Genomic DNA, 18,189 nt, shown 5'->3' with positions numbered 1-18,189 from the left:
CAAGGTGCTCATCGCCAACCGTGGCGAAATCGCTGTCCGCGTGGCCCGGGCCTGCCGGGACGCCGGGATCGCGAGCGTGGCCGTCTACGCCGACCCGGACCGGGACGCTCTGCATGTCCGCGCCGCGGATGAGGCGTTCGCCCTGGGCGGTGACACCCCGGCCACCAGCTACCTGGACATCGACAAGGTCCTGAAGGCCGCCAAGGAATCCGGCGCGGACGCCATCCACCCCGGCTACGGCTTCCTCTCGGAGAACGCCGACTTCGCCCAGGCCGTCCTCGACGCCGGCCTGACCTGGATCGGCCCGCCCCCGCAGGCCATCCGCGACCTGGGCGACAAGGTCGCCGCCCGGCACATCGCCCAGCGCGCCGGCGCCCCCCTGGTCGCCGGCACCCCCGACCCCGTCGCCGGCGCCGACGAGGTCGTCGCCTTCGCCAAGCAGCACGGCCTGCCCATCGCCATCAAGGCCGCCTTCGGCGGCGGCGGCCGCGGCCTGAAGGTCGCCCGCACCCTGGAGGAGGTCCCCGAGCTGTACGACTCCGCCGTCCGCGAGGCCACCGCCGCCTTCGGCCGCGGCGAGTGCTTCGTCGAGCGCTACCTCGACCGCCCCCGCCACGTCGAGACCCAGTGCCTGGCCGACACCCACGGCAACGTCGTCGTCGTCTCCACCCGCGACTGCTCCCTGCAGCGCCGCCACCAAAAACTCGTCGAGGAGGCCCCCGCCCCCTTCCTCACCGACGAGCAGACCGCCGAGCTCTACCGCGCCTCCAAGGCCATCATGAAGGAGGCCGGCTACGTCGGCGCCGGCACCGTGGAATTCCTCGTCGGCCAGGACGGCACCATCTCCTTCCTCGAGGTCAACACCCGCCTGCAGGTCGAACACCCGGTCACCGAGGAGGTCGCCGGCCTCGACCTGGTCCGCGAGATGTTCCGCATCGCCGACGGCGAGCCGCTCGGCTACGACGACCCGCCGCTGCGCGGCCACTCCTTCGAGTTCCGCATCAACGGCGAGGACCCCGGCCGAGGCTTCCTGCCCGCCCCCGGCACCGTCACCCGCTTCGACGCGCCCACCGGCCCCGGCGTGCGCCTGGACGCCGGCGTGGAGTCCGGCTCCGTCATCGGCCCCGCCTGGGACTCCCTGCTCGCCAAGCTCATCGTCACCGGCCGCACCCGCGCCGAGGCCCTCCAGCGCGCCGCCCGCGCCCTGGACGAATTCCAGGTCGAGGGCATGGCCACCGCCCTGCCCTTCCACCGCGCGGTGGTGACCGACCCCGCCTTCGCCCCCGAACTCACCGGCAGCACCGAGCCGTTCACCGTCCACACCCGCTGGATCGAGACCGAGTTCACCAACGACATCAAGCCGTTCGCCGCCGCCGTGGACGGCGAGGCCGAGGAGGAGAGCAACCGCGAGACCGTCGTCGTCGAGGTCGGCGGCAAGCGCCTGGAGGTCTCCCTGCCCGCCTCCCTGGGCATGTCCCTGGCCCGCACCGGCCTGGCCGCCGGCGCCAAGCCCAAGCGCCGCGCCGCGAAGAAGACCGGCCCCGCCGCCTCCGGCGACACCCTCGCCTCCCCCATGCAGGGCACCATCGTCAAGGTCGCCGTCGAGGAGGGCCAGCAGGTCACCGAGGGCGACCTCGTCGTCGTCCTGGAGGCCATGAAGATGGAACAGCCCCTCAACGCCCACAGGAGCGGCACCGTCAAGGGCCTCACCGCCCAGGTCGGCGCCTCCCTCACCTCCGGCGCCCCCATCTGCGAAATCAAGGACTGAACCCCCACCGCACCACCGGGCGCCCGGCGAACCGCGCGAGCGGACCGCCGGGCGCCGCGCCTTGTTCCCGGTGTCGCGCCCCACCGCCGCGGCCCTGACCACGAAAGCTCAGGCCATGACCCACCACTGCTGCGAACTGATGACGGACCGGGCGGACTGGCACTGCGACCGGCACAGCGACCCCTTCGACTGCCCGGACGCCCTGGTGCAGTTCCACGCCGAGTCCCAGGAGTACGGCCTGATCATTCACGACGGCGGCACCTCGAGCATCACGATCGCCTTCTGTCCCTGGTGCGGGCAACGGCTCTCGCAGTCCGCGTAGCATCCCCTCCAGGGGGTGCGGGGCCATGACCGAGGGTGACTGGTACGACGACAGCGACTACGACGAGGCCCTCCGCAGGGCCGACCGGGCGACGCGGCTGGGGTGGAAGGTGATCGCGGGGGTGACCGGACTGCTCGGTCTCGGTCTGATCGCCGCGGCCGTCGGCAGCGTCGCCGTGGTGGTCGCGGCGGTGTACGTCCTCATGGTGAGCGACTACTGAGCGGGACCCGCGCCGAGCGGGACCCGCGCGTCGGCACAGCCCGGCCGGGCCCGGGCCTCACCGCCTCCGCAGGTCCGCCACCCTGGCCGTCGGCCGCTCCGTCCCGGTCGGCTGCTCCCCGCCCAGGGACGCCGGTCGCAGGTTCGCGCCCGGGGACTGGGTGCGGCGCGGCCCTGGAAGGGGGACGTCCCGGCGGCGGTCGCCGCGGACCGGGGGCTGGTCGGCCGCCGTCATTCCCGTCCCGCCCGTCACGGAGATCTGGACGCCCTGGTCCGCCAGGGCCTGCAGTTCGGTGGCCGCGCGGTCGTCGTGGGGCGGGGGGTCGTCCGTCACCAGGCGGGTGATGAACTCGGTCGGCACGGTCTGGAACATCGTGTCCGTACCGAGCTTGGTGTGGTCGGCGAGGACCACGACCTCCGTGGCGGCCTGGACGAGGGCCCGGTCGACGGACGCCGACAGCATGTTGGAGGTGGACAGCCCCCGCTCGGCGGTCAGGCCGCTCCCCGACAGGAAGGCCTTGGACACCCGCAGGCCGTGCAGCGACTGCTCGGCCCCCGACCCGACGAGCGCGTAGTTGGAGCCGCGCAGGGTGCCTCCGGTCATCACGACCTCCACGCGGTTGGCGTGGGCCAACGCCTGGGCGACCAGGAGGGAGTTGGTGACGACGGTCAGGCCGGGCACCCGGGCGAGCCGGCGTGCCAGCTCCTGCGTGGTGGTACCCGCCCCGACGACGATCGCCTCGCCCTCTTCGACGAGTCCCGCGGCGAGGTCGGCGATGGCCGTCTTCTCCGCGGTCGCGAGGTGCGACTTCTGCGGGAAGCCGGACTCCCGGGTGAACCCTCCCGGGAGTACCGCACCGCCGTGTCGGCGGTCGAGGAGTCCTTCGGCCTCCAGTGCCCGCACGTCCCGCCGTACGGTCACTTCGGAGGTCTGGACGACGCGGGCGAGTTCACGGAGCGACACGGCACCGTTCGCTCGCACCATTTCGAGGATCAGTTGGCGACGTTCAGCAGCGAACACGAAACTGACAGTAATGCCAGCGACCGTCTGCTTTCAGCGGTTTGCGCCGAATAGCAGAAGTTGTTCGCACAGCAGGACGCGAAGTGGTATAGGGACCGCCCTATCCCTCGCCCGTCGTCTTGCGCGTGTGCAACTGCCGGGCCACCTCGGCGATCGAACCCGACAGCGAGGGGTAGACGGTGAAGGCGTTCGCGACCTGTTCGACCGTCAGGTTGTTGTCGACGGCGATCGAGATGGGGTGGATGAGTTCCGAGGCGCGCGGCGCCACGACCACGCCGCCGACCACGATGCCCGTGCCCGGCCGGCAGAAGATCTTGACGAAGCCGTCCCGGATGCCCTGCATCTTGGCGCGCGGGTTGCGCAGCAGCGGCAGCTTCACGCAGCAGGCGTCGATCTTGCCGGCGTCCACGTCGGCCTGGCTGTAGCCGACGGTGGCGATCTCGGGGTCGGTGAAGACGTTGGCCGAGACCGTCTTGAGGTTCAGCGGGGCCACCGCGTCGCCCAGGAAGTGGTACATGGCGATACGTCCCTGCATCGCCGCCACCGACGCCAGCGCGAAGACACCGGTCACGTCACCGGCCGCGTACACGCCCGGAGCCGTCGTGCGCGACACCTTGTCGGTCCAGATGTGACCGGAATCGCGCAGCTTGACGCCGGCCTCCTCCAGGCCCAGCCCCGCGCTGTTCGGGATGGCGCCGACGGCCATCAGGCAGTGCGAGCCGGTGATGACGCGCCCGTCGGCCAGGGTCACCTCCACCCGGTCCCCGACCCGCTTGGCCGCGGCGGCCCGCGAGCGCGCCATGACGTTCATGCCGCGGCGCCGGAAGACGTCCTCCAGCACGGCCGCCGCGTCCGGGTCCTCGCCCGGCAGCACGCGGTCCCGGGACGACACCAGCGTGACCTTCGACCCGAGCGCCTGGTAGGCACCGGCGAACTCGGCACCGGTCACGCCGGAGCCCACCACGATGAGCTCCTCGGGCAGCTCGGTGAGGTCGTAGACCTGGGTCCAGGTCAGGATGCGCTCGCCGTCCGGCTGGGCGTCGGGCAGCTCGCGCGGGTGCCCGCCGGTCGCGATGAGCACCGCGTCCGCGGTGAGCGTCTCCTCGCTGCCGTCCGCCGCCGTGACGACGACCTTCCGCGAACCGTCGAGCGCCTGCATGCCCTCCAGCCGGCCGCGCCCGCGCATCACCCGGGCGCCGGCGCGCGTCACGGACGCGGTGATGTCGTGGGACTGGGCGAGCGCCAGCCGCTTCACACGGCGGTTGACCTTCCCCAGGTCGACGCCCACCACCCGGGCGGACTGCTCCATCGGGGGAGTGTCGTCGGCGACGATGATCCCCAGTTCCTGGTACGACGAGTCGAAGGTGGTCATCACCTCGGCCGTGGCGATGAGCGTCTTCGACGGCACGCAGTCGGTCAGTACCGACGCTCCGCCCAGACCGTCGCAGTCGACGACGGTCACCTCCGCGCCGAGCTGCGCCGCCACCAGCGCCGCTTCGTAGCCGCCGGGTCCACCACCGATGATCACGATCCGAGTCACGTACCCCATTGTCCCGCACCGCTCAAGGTGCTACCGCCCCGGGGCGCGACCGCCCGTTTTCCGTGGTCCCCGAGATCGGCGGGGCGAGCGCACCGCTGCCGTACGCTCGACCCATGTCGCTCTACGCCGCGTACGCCGGCAACCTCGACGCGCGGCTGATGTCCCGCCGCGCCCCGCACTCGCCGCTGCGCGCCACGGGCTGGCTGAACGGCTGGCGGCTGACCTTCGGGGGCGAGCACATGGGCTGGGAGGGCGCGCTGGCCACGCTCGTCGAGGACCCGCTCTCGCAGGTCTTCGTCGCGCTGTACGACATCGCCCCCATGGACGAGGACGCCCTCGACCGCTGGGTGGGCGTGGGCCTGGACCTCTACCGGCGCACACGCGTCCGCGCCCACACCCTCGACGGCGAGGAGCCGGCCTGGACCTACGTCCTCAACGCCTACGAGGGCGGCCTCCCCTCCGCCCGCTACCTCGGCGAGATCGCCGACGCGGCGGAATCGGCGGGAGCACCACACGATTACGTGATGGAGCTGCGCAAGAGACCGTGCTGACGGTCCCACCCCCTACCGTGGGGCCGTCCCCGCACCGCCCGGAGAGCACATGGCCCGCACACCCCCGTACGAGACCCACTTCACCGTGCAGGCCACCAGGGCCCGAGACGGACTCGGCGACCGCCGCCGGGCTGCCTTCGACAAGGGCGTCGCACTCCTGGCGGGCGACCCTTTCCCGACCGTCTCGCGTCCCGTCGGCTCCACCGGCGCCGAGCGCACGATCCGCCTCACGCGGGACATCCTGGTGAGGTACACGGTCAGCCGAGCGCGGCTGGTGATTCTCGTCGTAGCGGTCTTCCATGAAGAAGACGTCCTCGTCGGAAACGACAAGACAACGATCTCATTCCCGCACCCTCCGTCATCTACGCGCGTAGGCGAATACCGGATACCCTCGACGACGTGAACGCATCTCTCCTTCCGGACGACCTCCAGGGCGACCCCTACGCCGCCGCCGACGCCGCCGCCACGCGCCTGCGGGAACTCACCGGTGCCGAGACCCACGACGTCGCCCTCGTGATGGGCTCCGGCTGGGCTCCGGCCGTCGACGCCCTGGGGACCCCCGACGCCGAGCTCCAGGTCACCGAGCTGCCCGGATTCCCGCCGCCGGCGGTGGAGGGCCACGGCGGCAAGATCCGCTCGTACGCCATCGGGAACAAGCGCGCCCTGGTCTTCCTCGGCCGCACCCACTACTACGAGGGCCGGGGCGTGGCCGCCGTGGCCCACGGCGTGCGCACCGCCGTCTCGGCCGGATGCAAGACGATCGTGCTCACCAACGGCTGCGGCGGCCTGCGCGAGGGCATGCGCCCCGGCCAGCCCGTGCTGATCAGCGACCACATCAACCTGACGGCCACCTCCCCGATCGTCGGCGCCAACTTCGTCGACCTCACCGACCTCTACTCCCCCCGCCTGCGCGCCCTGTGCAAGGAGGTCGACCCCACCCTCGAGGAGGGCGTCTACGCCCAGTTCCCCGGCCCGCACTATGAGACGCCGGCCGAGATCCGCATGGCCCGCGTCATCGGCGCGGACCTGGTCGGCATGTCCACGGTCCTGGAGGCCATCGCCGCCCGCGAGGCCGGCGCCGAGGTCCTCGGCATCTCCCTGGTCACCAACCTCGCCGCCGGCATGACCGGCGAACCCCTCAACCACGAGGAGGTCCTCCAGGCGGGCCGGGACAGCGCCACCCGCATGGGCTCCCTCCTGACCCGGGTACTGGACCGCCTGTAAGGAACCGGACAGCACCCCCGACGACAGGACGGCCGCACGACGGCGGAAGGGGCCGTGGGGGTGCGTCCACAGCCCGCCGCACACTTCGTCCCTGCCCAGGCCGGCCGTGGCAGCCCACAGCAGTACGCCCGTGCGCGGCGGGCTGGACGCACCCCCACGGCCCCGCCCCACCCACACACCGCGGGCGCACCCGCACCCACCGCCGGAGGCACCCACACACCGCGGGCGCACCCGCACCCACCGCCGGAGGCCCCCGCACCCCACGGCCCCGCCCCACCCACACACCGCAGGCCCCGGCCCGAACCGCCGGAGGCCCCCGCACCACCACACGAGAGGCTGACGGAACCGTGCACGACGACCTCATCGCAAGGGCCAAGGCGTGGCTCGCCGAGGACCCCGACCCGGACACCCGTGACGAACTCGCCCGCCTCATCGACACCGAGGACGTCAAGGAACTCGCCGCCCGCTTCGCCGGCACCCTCCAGTTCGGCACCGCCGGCCTGCGCGGCGAACTCGGCGCCGGCCCCCTGCGCATGAACCGCTCCGTCGTCATCCGGGCCGCCGCCGGCCTCGCCGCGTACCTGAAGAACAACGGGACCCCCCACGGGGACGAGAACGCAGGCCTCGTCGTCATCGGCTACGACGCCCGCCACAAGTCCGAGGACTTCGCCCGCGACACCGCCGCCGTCATGACCGGCGCCGGCCTGCGCGCCGCCGTGCTCCCCCGCCCCCTCCCCACCCCCGTCCTCGCCTTCGCCATCCGGCACCTCGGCGCGGTCGCCGGCGTGGAGGTCACCGCCAGCCACAACCCGCCCCGCGACAACGGCTACAAGGTCTACCTGGGCGACGGCTCCCAGATCGTCCCGCCCGCCGACGCCGGCATCGCCGCCGAGATCGACGCGATCACCGCCCTCGCCGACGTCCCCCGCCCGGACTCCGGCTGGGAGACCCTCGGCGAGGACGTCCACGACGCCTACCTCGCCCGCACGGACGCCGTGCTGAGCCCCGGCTCCCCGCGCACCGCCCGCACCGTCTACACGGCGATGCACGGCGTCGGCAAGGACACCCTCCTCGCCGCCTTCGCCCGCGCCGGCTTCCCCGCCCCCGACCTGGTCCCCGAACAGGCGGAGCCGGACCCGGACTTCCCGACCGTGGCCTTCCCCAACCCGGAGGAGCCCGGCGCGATGGACCTGGCGTTCGCGAAGGCCCGCGAGACGGACCCCGACCTGATCATCGCCAACGACCCGGACGCGGACCGCTGCGCCGTGGCCGTCAAGGACGGCGGGGACTGGCGCATGCTGCGCGGCGACGAGGTCGGCGCACTCCTGGGCGCCCACCTGGTCGCCCGGGGAGCCACCGGCACGTTCGCGGAGTCGATCGTGTCGTCCTCCCTCCTCGGCCGCATCGCCGAGAAGGCGGACCTGCCCTACGCGGAAACCCTCACCGGCTTCAAGTGGATCGCCCGCGTGGAGGGCCTGCGCTACGGCTACGAGGAGGCCCTCGGCTACTGCGTGGATCCCGACGGCGTACGCGACAAGGACGGCATCACCGCGGCCCTGCTGATCACGGAACTGGCCTCACACCTGAAACAACGGAACCGCACCCTCCTGGACCTCCTCGACGACCTCGCCGTCGAGCACGGACTGCACGCCACCGACCAGCTCTCGGTCCGCGTCCAGGACCTCTCGCTGATCGCCGACGCGATGCGCCGCCTGCGCGAGCAGCCCCCGACCGAACTCGCGGGCCTGCCCATCACCCGCTCCGAGGATCTCACCCGGGGCACCGGCACCCTGCCCCCCACGGACGGCCTCCGCTACACCCTCGACGGCGCCCGCGTGGTGGTCCGTCCCAGCGGCACGGAGCCCAAGCTGAAGTGCTACCTGGAGGTCGTGGTCCCGGTCGGCACCCACGCCGGCCTCCCGGCGGCCCGCGCGAAGGCCGCCGGCCTCCTGGAGTCGATCAAGCGGGACCTGTCCACGGCCGCCGGCATCTGACCCGCAGCCGTACCGAAGCGGAACAGGGCGGAACAAAGCGAAAAGGGTGCCCCTCACCCAGAGGGGCACCCTTTCCCGTTCCCGGTCCGCCGACGGGGGCCCGTCACCCCACCGCCAGCAGAATCGCCAGCACCACCGCGCCGGCCACCGCCGGCCCGACGATCTCGTACGCCCAGCGGACGCTCACCTCGCCCTGGGCGGCCTCGGCATTGCCGTACCGTTCCTGCATCTCCCGCAGATCGTCCATGTACTGGTCGGTCTCCGCACGGATGCGCCCGTCGCCCCCGGCACCGGCACCGGCACCGGCACTGACGCCCGACCCGCGCCCCGGCCCCCCGAACCCGAAGGCGCTGCCCCCGCGCCCACCGGCCCCGGTCCGCCCCGCGCCACCCGCACCGCCCGCCTCGCGCACACCCGCGGCGGCGGCCCGCGCCTCCTGCCGGGCGGCCCGCTTGCGCGCCCGCAGGGAGACGGGCAGTGCCCACAGCTGGTACTTGGCGCCGGACCGGTCGAGGACCTCGTTGGAGTAGCCGGAGCGCAGCCCGGAGACCTGGCCCCAGGGCAGCACGATCACGCGGAAGGGGTTGCGGACGCGCAGCCGCTCGGCGTTGACGTACACGGCGGGCCGCAGGGTGAAGGCGACCACGAGCGGCACGACGAGGATCATCGCGGCGAGCGCCAGCCACGGGACACGGCCCCCTCCGGTGACCAGCGCGTCGACGCCCAGCCACCCGACGATGGCGAGCAGCAGGGCACCGCCCGCGATGCCTGCGGACGACCGGAAGACCCGGTCCCTGCTCTCGGGGCTCTGCGGCTGCGGCGCGCTGGACTCGTGCTCGGGCGTCGTCATGGCCCCGATTGTGCCCGACGCCCCGAAGTGGATGAGATGAGCCTCGGGGCTGTACAGCTGCTACGCGCGTAGATATGCTCGCCTGGTGACCATGCCCACCACTGCACCCGCTGCACCTGCTGCACTCGCCGGCGTCACCGCGTCCGACAGCACGCTGCGCCGCTTCCTCCACGGGCTGCCCGGCGTCGACGCGGTCGGCCTGGAGGCGCGCGCCGCCTCGCTCGGCACCCGTTCCATCAAGACCACCGCGAAGGCGTACGCCATCGACCTCGCCATCTCGATGGTCGACCTGACGACGCTGGAAGGCGCGGACACCCCGGGCAAGGTCCGGGCGCTCGGCGCCAAGGCGGTCCACCCCGACCCCACGGACCGTACGGCCCCCGCCACCGCGGCCGTCTGCGTCTACCCCGACATGGTGACCGTCGCCAAGGAGGCCGTCGCCGGCTCGGGCGTGAAGGTCGCCTCGGTCGCCACCGCCTTCCCGGCCGGCCGCGCGCCGCTGGGCGTCAAGCTGGCGGACGTGCGCGAGGCGGTCGCCGCGGGCGCCGACGAGATCGACATGGTCATCGACCGCGGGGCGTTCCTCGCGGGCAAGTACCTGAAGGTGTACGACGAGATCGCCGCCGTGAAGGAGGCCTGCGGGACCTCCGCCCGCCTGAAGGTCATCTTCGAGACCGGCGAGCTGTCGACGTACGACAACATCCGCCGGGCGAGCTGGCTCGGCATGCTGGCGGGCGCCGACTTCATCAAGACCTCCACCGGCAAGGTCGCCGTCAACGCCACCCCGGCCAACACCCTGCTCATGCTGGAGGCCGTCCGCGACTTCCGGGCGCAGACCGGCGTGCAGGTCGGCGTGAAGCCGGCCGGCGGCATCCGCACCTCCAAGGACGCGATCAAGTTCCTCGTCCTGGTCAACGAGACCGTCGGCGAGGACTGGCTGGACAACCACTGGTTCCGCTTCGGCGCCTCCTCGCTCCTGAACGATCTGCTGATGCAGCGTCAGAAGCTGGCCACCGGCCGCTACTCCGGCCCCGACTACGTGACGGTGGACTGATCACCATGGCATTCGAGTACGCACCCGCGCCCGAGTCGCGCGCGATCGTCGACATCGCCCCGTCCTACGGCCTGTTCATCGACGGGGAGTTCGGCGAGGCGGCGGACGGCAAGGTCTTCAAGACCGTCTCCCCCAGTACGGAAGAGGTGCTCTCCGAGGTCGCCCAGGCCGGTGAGGCCGACGTGGACCGCGCGGTCGAGGCCGCCCGGAAGGCCTTCGGGAAGTGGTCGGCGCTGCCCGGCTCCGAGCGCGCCAAGTACCTGTTCCGCATCGCCCGCATCATCCAGGAGCGCAGCCGCGAGCTGGCGGTCCTGGAGACGCTGGACAACGGCAAGCCGATCAAGGAGACGAGGGACGCGGACCTGCCCCTGGTGGCCGCGCACTTCTTCTACTACGCGGGCTGGGCCGACAAGCTGGACCACGCGGGCTTCGGCCCGGACCCGAAGCCCCTGGGCGTGGCCGGCCAGGTCATCCCCTGGAACTTCCCCCTGCTGATGCTGGCGTGGAAGATCGCCCCGGCCCTCGCGACCGGCAACACGGTCGTGCTCAAGCCCGCCGAGACGACCCCCCTCTCGGCGCTGTTCTTCGCGGACATCTGCCGCCAGGCGGGCCTGCCGAAGGGTGTCGTCAACATCCTTCCCGGCTACGGCGACGCGGGCGCCGCCCTCGTCGCGCACCCCGACGTGAACAAGGTCGCCTTCACCGGCTCCACGGCGGTCGGCAAGGAGATCGCCCGCACGGTGGCCGGCACCCGCAAGAAGCTCACCCTCGAACTCGGCGGCAAGGGCGCCAACATCGTCTTCGACGACGCCCCGATCGACCAGGCCGTCGAGGGCATCGTGAGCGGCATCTTCTTCAACCAGGGCCAGGTCTGCTGCGCGGGCTCGCGCCTGCTGGTCCAGGAGTCGATCCACGACGAGCTGCTCGACTCCCTCAAGCGCAGGCTCTCCACCCTGCGCCTGGGCGACCCGCTGGACAAGAACACCGACATCGGCGCGATCAACTCCGCCGAGCAGCTGGCCCGGATCACCGCGCTCGCCGAGCAGGGCGAGGCGGAGGGCGCCGAGCGCTGGTCGCCGGCCTGCGAACTGCCGTCCTCCGGCTACTGGTTCGCGCCGACGCTGTTCACGAACGTCACCCAGGCGCACACCATCGCCCGCGACGAGATCTTCGGTCCGGTGCTGTCCGTCCTCACCTTCCGCACCCCGGACGAGGCCGTCGCCAAGGCCAACAACACGCCGTACGGCCTGTCGGCGGGCATCTGGACGGAGAAGGGCTCCCGCATCCTGGCGGTGGCGAACAAGCTGCGCGCGGGCGTGATCTGGTCCAACACGTTCAACAAGTTCGACCCGACCTCGCCCTTCGGCGGCTACAAGGAGTCGGGCTTCGGCCGCGAGGGCGGCCGCCACGGCCTGGAGGCATACCTCGATGTCCGATAAGACGGAAAAGACCGAGCCCCGACTGTCGGTCTTCAAGACCTACAAGCTGTACGTCGGCGGGAAGTTCCCGCGTTCCGAGAGCGGCCGGGTGTACGAGGTGACGGACTCGAAGGACAACTGGCTGGCGAACGCACCGCTGTCCTCCCGCAAGGACGCCCGTGACGCCGTCGTCGCCGCCCGCAAGGCGTTCGGTGCGTGGTCCGGCGCGACGGCGTACAACCGCGGCCAGGTCCTGTACCGCGTCGCGGAGATGCTGGAGGGCCGCCGCGAGCAGTTCGTCCGCGAAGTGGCCGACGCGGAGGGCCTGTCGAAGCCGAAGGCCGCCGCCCAGGTGGACGCGGCGATCGACCGCTGGGTCTGGTACGCGGGCTGGACCGACAAGATCGCCCAGGTAGTGGGCGGCGGCAACCCGGTGGCGGGCCCGTTCTTCAACCTCTCCACGCCGGAACCGACGGGCGTCGTGGCGGTCCTGGCCCCGCAGGAGTCGTCGTTCCTGGGCCTGGTCTCGGTGATCGCCCCGGTGGTCGCGACCGGCAACACGGCGGTCGTCGTCGCCTCCGAGAAGTCCCCGCTGCCCGCCCTCTCCCTGGGCGAGGTGCTGGCCACCTCCGACCTGCCCGGCGGTGTCGTCAACGTCCTGTCCGGCCGCACGGCGGAGATCGCCGCGCCGCTCGCCGCCCACCAGGACGTCAACGCGATCGACCTGACGGGCGCCGACGAGGAGCTGGCCAGGGAACTGGAGATCGCGGCGGCGGACAACCTCAAGCGCGTCCTTCGTCCACAGCCTGTGGATTACTCCGCGGCCCCGGGCATCGACCGCCTGACGGCCTTCCTGGAGACGAAGACGGTCTGGCACCCCACGGGCTCGCTGGGCGCGTCGGGCTCGTCGTACTGAGCCGCCCCACGGACGAGAGCCGCGTCCCCCTCCACCGGGAGGGGGACGCGGCTCTTTCGCGTACGTCCGGGGCGTCAGCGCACCGCGCCGAGCGCCTGGCCCGCCACCGGGATGCCGCCGATCGACGGGGCCTGGGCGACCGGGCCCGTGAGCATCCTCGAGTCGACCGGCCTGAAGTCGGCGACCTGGGTGCCGACGCCGTTGTCGAGCGGGTCGACGCCGGTGCCCGCGAGGGGGTTGGGCTTGAGGCCCGCGACCGGTCCGGTGGCGTGGTGGACCGTGCCGGTCAGCGCCCTCCCGGCCGCCTGCGGGTCGGCCTGCCCCAGCCGGTGGCCTCCGCCCGCGGCCGGGAGGACGTCCGCCGAGGCCGTCGCCACGCCCGCACCCAGGGCGACCCCGGCGGTCGCGACGGCGAGCAGGGCACGCCGGGCGGTGGAGCGGGGGGAGGACGCGTGTCGGGCCATTGCCGATACCACCTTCTACTGCACTGGGTAACGAGGTCGGCGCACAGCGTAGTTGAGATGTAGGCCACGCTCCAAAGCCGCCCCGCGGGGTCGGCAGGGGTGCCGCCATGCGTCAAACTGGTGTTCCGTGAGCTCTCATCTCCCGTCATCCGCCCGTGTCGTGCTGCTCTGCGGTCCCTCCGGCTCGGGCAAGTCCCTGGTCGCCGCCCGTTCCGGGCTGCCCGTGCTGCGCCTCGACGACTTCTACAAGGAGGGTGACGACCCCACCCTGCCGCTGGTGACGGGGAGTTCGGACATCGACTGGGACCACCCCGGCTCGTGGGACGCGGACGCCGCGGTGGAGGCGATCACTCGGCTGTGCGCCACGGGCAGCACGACGGTGCCGGCCTACGACATCGCCCTGAGCGCCCGCACCGGCGAGGAGCCGCTGCACATCGGCCGCGCCCCGCTGTTCATCGCGGAGGGCATCTTCGCCGCCGAGATCGTGGAGCGCTGCCGGGAACTTGGCGTCCTGGCCGACGCGCTGTGCCTGTCGCGCGGGCCGGTCACCACCTTCCGCCGGCGTTTCCTGCGGGACCTGAAGGAGGGCCGCAAGTCGGTGCCGTTCCTGCTGCGCCGCGGCTGGCGGCTGATGCGCGCCGAGCGGACGATCGTCGCCCGTCAGGTCGCGCTGGGCGCCCACGCCTGCGACCTCGACGAGGCCCTGGGCCGGCTGGCGGCGGCGGGGGCGGGGCGTCGGACGCAGGCGCGGACGGTGGCGTAGGCGGCGTACGGCGGGCGGACGGGACGGACGTACCGCACACCCGCGCGTGCAGGAACGAGAGCGGGGCTGGAAGGACCCCCCGGCCCTCCAGCCCCGCTCCCTCGGTGCTCCCCCACGTTCCCCCGTGTCGTTCCCCCGTGAGTCCCCCCGGACTTCCCCCGTTCCCCCCGCTTCTCCCCTCCCCGTTCCCCCGTTCCCCCGTGCCCTTCGGCCGGTTCAGGCGACGAGCTCGCCGAAGGACTCCTCCTGGTCACGGCCGAAGCTGAGGGCCTCGTCCTCGCGCATCCGGCGCAGGGAGCGCCAGATGCTGGACTTCACCGTGCCGACGCTGATGCCGAGGATGTCCGCGATCTCCGGGTCCGTGCGGCCCTCGTAGTAGCGCAGGACCAGCATGGTGCGCTGGAGTTCGGGCAGCCGGGCGAGCGCCTGCCACAGGACGGCGCGCAGCTCGGTGCCGCGCATGGCGTCCGTGTCGCCGGGCGTCTCCGGCAGTTCCTCGGTCGGGTACTCGTTGAGCTTGCGGCGCCGCCAGGCGCTGATGTGCAGGTTGGTCATGGTGCGGCGGAGGTATCCGCCGACCGCCGCCTTGTCGCTGATCCGGTCCCACGCCCGGTACGTCGAGAACAGCGCGCTCTGCAGCAGGTCCTCGGCCTCGAAGCGGTCGCCGGTGAGGTGGTAGGCGGTTGCGTACAGGGAGGCGCGGCGCTCCTGGACGTAGGCGGTGAACTCCGCCTCCGACAGGGTGCGGCGCTCCCCCGAGCCCTCCCCGTACGCGGTTCCCCCGTGCGTTTCCCCCGTGTGCGCGTCAACCACCGTCATGTACGCGGCGCGCTGACGCCCGGTGCCGCGAGCGCACCCCCGCCCGCTCACGGCACCGGACTTCTCCGACGAACCCCGGCCCATGTCGTGCAGACGCGTGACCACTGCGCTGTCGCTGGTGCTGTGCAGCGTGTTCATCCCGCGCCCCCCTCGTGGACTTCCGGAGTTCCGGCTGTTCCGTCGTGCTTCCGGGCTTCCGCGCTTCCTTGCCCGTGCCGAAAAGCTTGCCTGCGCGACTTCATGGCCGTGTCCCCCGACTGTCACAGGCCTGTCACAGAGGTCATGACACGGCGCTACCCGCGCGTAGCTGTCCGGGAGTCGAAACCCCGCCCCCGTATGCGCCAGAATGAGGCCTGTGCCTTCCCTGTTGCTGATCGAGGACGACGACGCCATCCGGACGGCCCTGGAGCTCTCGCTGACGCGCCAGGGGCACCGGGTGGCCACCGCTGCCAGTGGTGAGGACGGTCTGAAGATGCTGCGCGAGCAGCGGCCGGACCTGATCGTGCTGGACGTGATGCTGCCCGGCATCGACGGGTTCGAGGTGTGCCGGCGCATCCGGCGCACGGACCAGCTGCCGATCATTCTGCTCACCGCCCGCAACGACGACATCGACGTGGTGGTCGGGCTGGAGTCCGGAGCGGACGACTACGTCGTCAAACCGGTCCAGGGCCGGGTGCTGGACGCCCGGATCCGGGCCGTGCTGCGGCGCGGCGAGCGGGAGGCGAACGACTCGGCGGCCTTCGGCAGCCTCGTCATCGACCGTGCGGCGATGACGGTGACGAAGAACGGCGAGGACCTGCAGCTGACCCCGACCGAGCTCAGGCTGCTGCTGGAGCTGAGCCGGCGGCCCGGGCAGGCGCTGTCCCGGCAGCAGTTGCTGCGGCTGGTGTGGGAGCACGACTACCTCGGTGACTCGCGGCTCGTGGACGCCTGTGTGCAGCGGCTGCGCGCCAAGGTCGAGGACGTGCCGTCGTCCCCGACGCTGATCCGTACCGTGCGCGGAGTCGGTTACCGCCTGGACGCGCCTCAGTGACCGAACAGCGAGAGGGGTTCCGCGGCTGGGCCGCGAGGCGCGGGAGGGCTCTGTCCCTGCTGCGGTTCACCAGTCTGCGGCTGCGGCTGGTCGTCGTCTTCGCGCTGGTGGCGCTGACCGCCGCCGTGTCGGCGTCCGGGATCGCGTACTGGCTCAACCGCGAGGCGGTGCTGACCCGTGCGCAGGACGCGGTGCTGCGCGACTTCCAGCAGGAGATGCAGTACCGCGCGGGCGCGCTGCCGGCACGCCCGTCGCAGGACCAACTGCAGCACACCGCGGGCCAGATGGCGGGCAGCAGCCAGCGCTTCAGCGTGCTGCTGGTCGGCCAGGACACGAACGGCCGCACGGTGTACGGCAACTCCGGCGGGCTGAGCGGCTTCTCGCTCCAGGACGTGCCCCAGTCGCTGCGCACCGCGGTGAACAAGCGGCAGCCGCTGTCCTCGGCCAACAAGTCGCCGTACCACCTGTACTGGCAGCGGGTCGTCCGGCACGGCACGCCGTACCTCGTGGCCGGCACCAAGGTGGTCGGGGACGGTCCGACCGGTTACATGCTCAAGTCGCTGGAGCCGGAGGCCAAGGACCTCAACTCGCTGGCCTGGTCGCTGGGCGTCGCCACCGGCCTGGCGCTGATCGGCGCCGCGCTGCTCGCGCAGGCCGCCGCCACGACCGTGCTGAAGCCGGTGCACCGGCTGGGAATCGCCGCGCGCCGGCTCGGCGAGGGCAAGCTCGACACCCGGCTCAGGGTGTCCGGCACCGATGAACTCGCCGATCTGTCCCGTACGTTCAACAACGCGGCCGAGGCGCTGGAGAAGCGGGTCGCCGACATGGCCGCCCGCGACGAGGCCTCCCGCCGTTTCGTGGCGGACATGAGCCATGAGCTGCGTACGCCGCTGACCGCGATCACCGCCGTGACGGAGGTGCTGGAGGAGGAGCTGGACTCCGAGAGCGGCGGCATCGACCCGATGGTCGAGCCCGCGGTCCGGCTCGTGGTCAGCGAGACCCGGCGGCTGAACGACCTGGTCGAGAACCTGATGGAGGTCACCCGCTTCGACGCGGGCACGGCCCGCCTCGTCCTGGACGACGTGGACATCGCCGACCAGATCACCGCCTGCATCGACACCCGCGCCTGGCTGGACGCGGTCGAGCTGGACGCCGAGCGCGGCATCCACGCCCGCCTCGACCCGCGCCGCCTGGACGTCATCCTCGCCAACCTCGTCGGCAACGCGCTCAAGCACGGCGGCTCGCCGGTGCGGGTCTCGGTCCGTGAGGCGGCCGAGGAGATCGTCATCCAGGTCCGCGACCACGGCCCCGGCATCCCGGAGGAGGTGCTGCCGCACGTCTTCGACCGGTTCTACAAGGCGAGCGCCTCCCGGCCGCGCTCCGAGGGCAGCGGCCTCGGCCTGTCCATCGCCCTGAACAACGCCCACATCCACGGCGGCGGCATCACCGCGGCCAACTCCCCCGAGGGGGGCGCGGTGTTCACGCTGCGACTGCCGCGGGACGCCTCGGCGCTCGCGGCGGAGAGGGCGGAGAAGGCGGAGAGCGGCAAGGACAGCGGGAAGAGCGACGGGAAGGGCGCCGGCCCGAAGGAGGCCGCCCGGTGAACGTACGCCGACTCCTGCCGGTGCTGCCCGCCCTGGCCCTGCTGCTCACCGGCTGCGGGATCCGCCCCACCGAGGTGCCCACGGACTTCGGCGCCGCGCCCTCCCGCGTGCCCTGCTCGCTGTCCCAGCCGGACGTGACCGCGCAGCCCCCGCGCGGAGTGCCCGTGCAGGTGTTCCTGCTGTGCGGCTCGTCGCTGGTGGCCGTCGACCGGACGGTACGCGTGCCGGAGGACACGGCGGACGCACAGCGGCGCGTGATCGTGGCACAGGGGCTGCTCGGCCAGCTCGCCGCGACACCGTCGGCCGGCGAGTCGGCGGCCGGGTACACCACGCACGTCCCCGGCGGGCTGACCGTCACCGGTCCGCACCCCAAGGACCCCGGGGAAACGCTCCGGCTGAGCACCGCGCCGGACGGCCTCACCCCGTACGCCCTCGCACAGATCGTCTGCACGCTGTCCGACTCGGCGGCCGCCGAGGGCGACGGCTCCGTGGTCCTCGGCGGCCCGGACGACACCCGGCTGCGCCGTTACCTGTGCAGCGAGGAGTTGCGCTCCCGGCCGGGCACCACGAAGCCGCCGTCGACCCAGGTGACCGGCGACTGACGCACGGGGGGCCGGACACGTGTGGCG

The 18,189-nt window shown here is 72.5% G+C and carries 19 protein-coding genes; 14 read left to right on the top strand and 5 right to left on the bottom strand.

Annotation, left to right across the window (positions count from 1 at the left end):
- The 3 genes from RH94_RS00260 to RH94_RS00250 all read left to right on the top strand — a co-directional run.
- The coding region (locus RH94_RS00260; RefSeq protein WP_073945667.1) for an acetyl/propionyl/methylcrotonyl-CoA carboxylase subunit alpha at nt 1-1,768 on the top strand (1,768 nt) is incomplete at its 5' end.
- A 115-nt stretch (nt 1,769-1,883) separates the two neighbouring features.
- On the top strand, nt 1,884-2,090 hold the full coding sequence (locus tag RH94_RS00255) for a DUF6980 family protein (RefSeq protein WP_073945665.1): 207 nt from the start codon (nt 1,884-1,886) through the stop codon (nt 2,088-2,090).
- Between the two features lie 25 nt (nt 2,091-2,115).
- Nucleotides 2,116-2,310, top strand: coding sequence for a hypothetical protein (locus RH94_RS00250; protein ID WP_073945664.1), 195 nt, complete (start codon nt 2,116-2,118; stop codon nt 2,308-2,310).
- A gap of 57 nt (nt 2,311-2,367) precedes the next feature.
- Here the strand turns inward: RH94_RS00250 and RH94_RS00245 are convergent, their stop codons facing one another.
- Together RH94_RS00245 and RH94_RS00240 are read right to left on the bottom strand one after the other, a co-directional pair.
- Complete coding sequence (locus RH94_RS00245) at nt 2,368-3,330, bottom strand: DeoR/GlpR family DNA-binding transcription regulator (protein ID WP_073945663.1); 963 nt, start codon at nt 3,328-3,330, stop codon at nt 2,368-2,370.
- A gap of 100 nt (nt 3,331-3,430) precedes the next feature.
- A complete protein-coding gene (locus RH94_RS00240) occupies nt 3,431-4,879 on the bottom strand; it encodes an NAD(P)H-quinone dehydrogenase (RefSeq protein WP_073945662.1) in 1,449 nt (482 codons plus the stop codon).
- Between the two features lie 104 nt (nt 4,880-4,983).
- On the opposite strand from RH94_RS00240, the gene RH94_RS00235 reads away from it, so the two are divergent.
- The 4 genes from RH94_RS00235 (at nt 4,984) to RH94_RS00220 (ending at nt 8,639) form a co-directional block, all read left to right on the top strand.
- Nucleotides 4,984-5,421, top strand: coding sequence for a gamma-glutamylcyclotransferase (locus tag RH94_RS00235; RefSeq protein ID WP_073945666.1), 438 nt, complete (start codon nt 4,984-4,986; stop codon nt 5,419-5,421).
- 49 nt (nt 5,422-5,470) lie between these two features.
- A complete protein-coding gene (locus RH94_RS00230) occupies nt 5,471-5,824 on the top strand; it encodes a type II toxin-antitoxin system RelE family toxin (protein WP_073945661.1) in 354 nt (117 codons plus the stop codon).
- Nucleotides 5,821-6,645 (top strand): purine-nucleoside phosphorylase, encoded by an 825-nt coding sequence (locus RH94_RS00225; RefSeq protein ID WP_073945660.1) that lies wholly within the window; start codon nt 5,821-5,823, stop codon nt 6,643-6,645. Before RH94_RS00230 ends, RH94_RS00225 begins: the two co-directional genes overlap by 4 nt.
- 347 nt (nt 6,646-6,992) lie before the next feature.
- The gene (locus RH94_RS00220) at nt 6,993-8,639 is read left to right on the top strand and encodes a phospho-sugar mutase (RefSeq protein ID WP_073945659.1); all 1,647 of its coding nucleotides are present in this window, start codon (nt 6,993-6,995) and stop codon (nt 8,637-8,639) included.
- Nucleotides 8,640-8,742: 103 nt separating this feature from the next.
- Here the strand turns inward: RH94_RS00220 and RH94_RS00215 are convergent, their stop codons facing one another.
- On the bottom strand, nt 8,743-9,489 hold the full coding sequence (locus RH94_RS00215) for a PH domain-containing protein (RefSeq protein ID WP_073945658.1): 747 nt from the start codon (nt 9,487-9,489) through the stop codon (nt 8,743-8,745).
- Between the two features lie 91 nt (nt 9,490-9,580).
- Between RH94_RS00215 and deoC the strand changes: the two genes are divergently transcribed.
- Genes deoC through RH94_RS00200 form a run of 3 tightly spaced genes read left to right on the top strand, consistent with a single transcriptional unit; the run spans nt 9,581 to nt 12,877 of the window.
- Complete coding sequence (gene deoC / locus RH94_RS00210; protein WP_073945657.1) at nt 9,581-10,543, top strand: deoxyribose-phosphate aldolase; 963 nt, start codon at nt 9,581-9,583, stop codon at nt 10,541-10,543.
- Entirely contained in the window at nt 10,543-11,982 is a 1,440-nt protein-coding gene (locus tag RH94_RS00205; protein ID WP_107428579.1) for an aldehyde dehydrogenase family protein, read from the top strand. The genes deoC and RH94_RS00205 overlap by 1 nt, the downstream gene beginning before the upstream one ends.
- Nucleotides 11,972-12,877 (top strand): aldehyde dehydrogenase family protein, encoded by a 906-nt coding sequence (locus tag RH94_RS00200; RefSeq protein ID WP_073945655.1) that lies wholly within the window; start codon nt 11,972-11,974, stop codon nt 12,875-12,877. The genes RH94_RS00205 and RH94_RS00200 overlap by 11 nt, the downstream gene beginning before the upstream one ends.
- Nucleotides 12,878-12,951: 74 nt before the next feature.
- Here the strand turns inward: RH94_RS00200 and RH94_RS00195 are convergent, their stop codons facing one another.
- Entirely contained in the window at nt 12,952-13,341 is a 390-nt protein-coding gene (locus RH94_RS00195; protein ID WP_073945654.1) for a hypothetical protein, read from the bottom strand.
- 127 nt (nt 13,342-13,468) lie between these two features.
- Between RH94_RS00195 and RH94_RS00190 the strand changes: the two genes are divergently transcribed.
- Nucleotides 13,469-14,104, top strand: coding sequence for a uridine kinase family protein (locus RH94_RS00190; RefSeq protein WP_388345836.1), 636 nt, complete (start codon nt 13,469-13,471; stop codon nt 14,102-14,104).
- 216 nt (nt 14,105-14,320) lie between these two features.
- Here the strand turns inward: RH94_RS00190 and RH94_RS00185 are convergent, their stop codons facing one another.
- The gene (locus tag RH94_RS00185) at nt 14,321-15,061 is read right to left on the bottom strand and encodes a SigE family RNA polymerase sigma factor (protein WP_073945652.1); all 741 of its coding nucleotides are present in this window, start codon (nt 15,059-15,061) and stop codon (nt 14,321-14,323) included.
- Between the two features lie 217 nt (nt 15,062-15,278).
- Here RH94_RS00185 and afsQ1 point away from each other — a divergent pair, with 217 nt between their 5' ends.
- The 3 genes from afsQ1 to RH94_RS00170 are packed head-to-tail and all read left to right on the top strand — an operon-like array spanning nt 15,279 to nt 18,162.
- Nucleotides 15,279-15,956, top strand: coding sequence for a two-component system response regulator AfsQ1 (afsQ1, locus tag RH94_RS00180; RefSeq protein ID WP_107428578.1), 678 nt, complete (start codon nt 15,279-15,281; stop codon nt 15,954-15,956).
- Complete coding sequence (locus tag RH94_RS00175; RefSeq protein WP_073945650.1) at nt 15,953-17,560, top strand: sensor histidine kinase; 1,608 nt, start codon at nt 15,953-15,955, stop codon at nt 17,558-17,560. The genes afsQ1 and RH94_RS00175 overlap by 4 nt, the downstream gene beginning before the upstream one ends.
- The gene (locus RH94_RS00170; RefSeq protein WP_073945649.1) at nt 17,557-18,162 is read left to right on the top strand and encodes a hypothetical protein; all 606 of its coding nucleotides are present in this window, start codon (nt 17,557-17,559) and stop codon (nt 18,160-18,162) included. Before RH94_RS00175 ends, RH94_RS00170 begins: the two co-directional genes overlap by 4 nt.
- Nucleotides 18,163-18,189 lie beyond the last annotated feature (27 nt).

It is taken from the genome of Streptomyces kebangsaanensis (assembly GCF_001906585.1).
GTDB classification, from domain to species: Bacteria; Actinomycetota; Actinomycetes; order Streptomycetales; family Streptomycetaceae; genus Streptomyces; species Streptomyces kebangsaanensis.
Note: the sequence above shows the minus strand (reverse complement) of the source record. Positions and strands in the feature narration are given on the sequence as shown.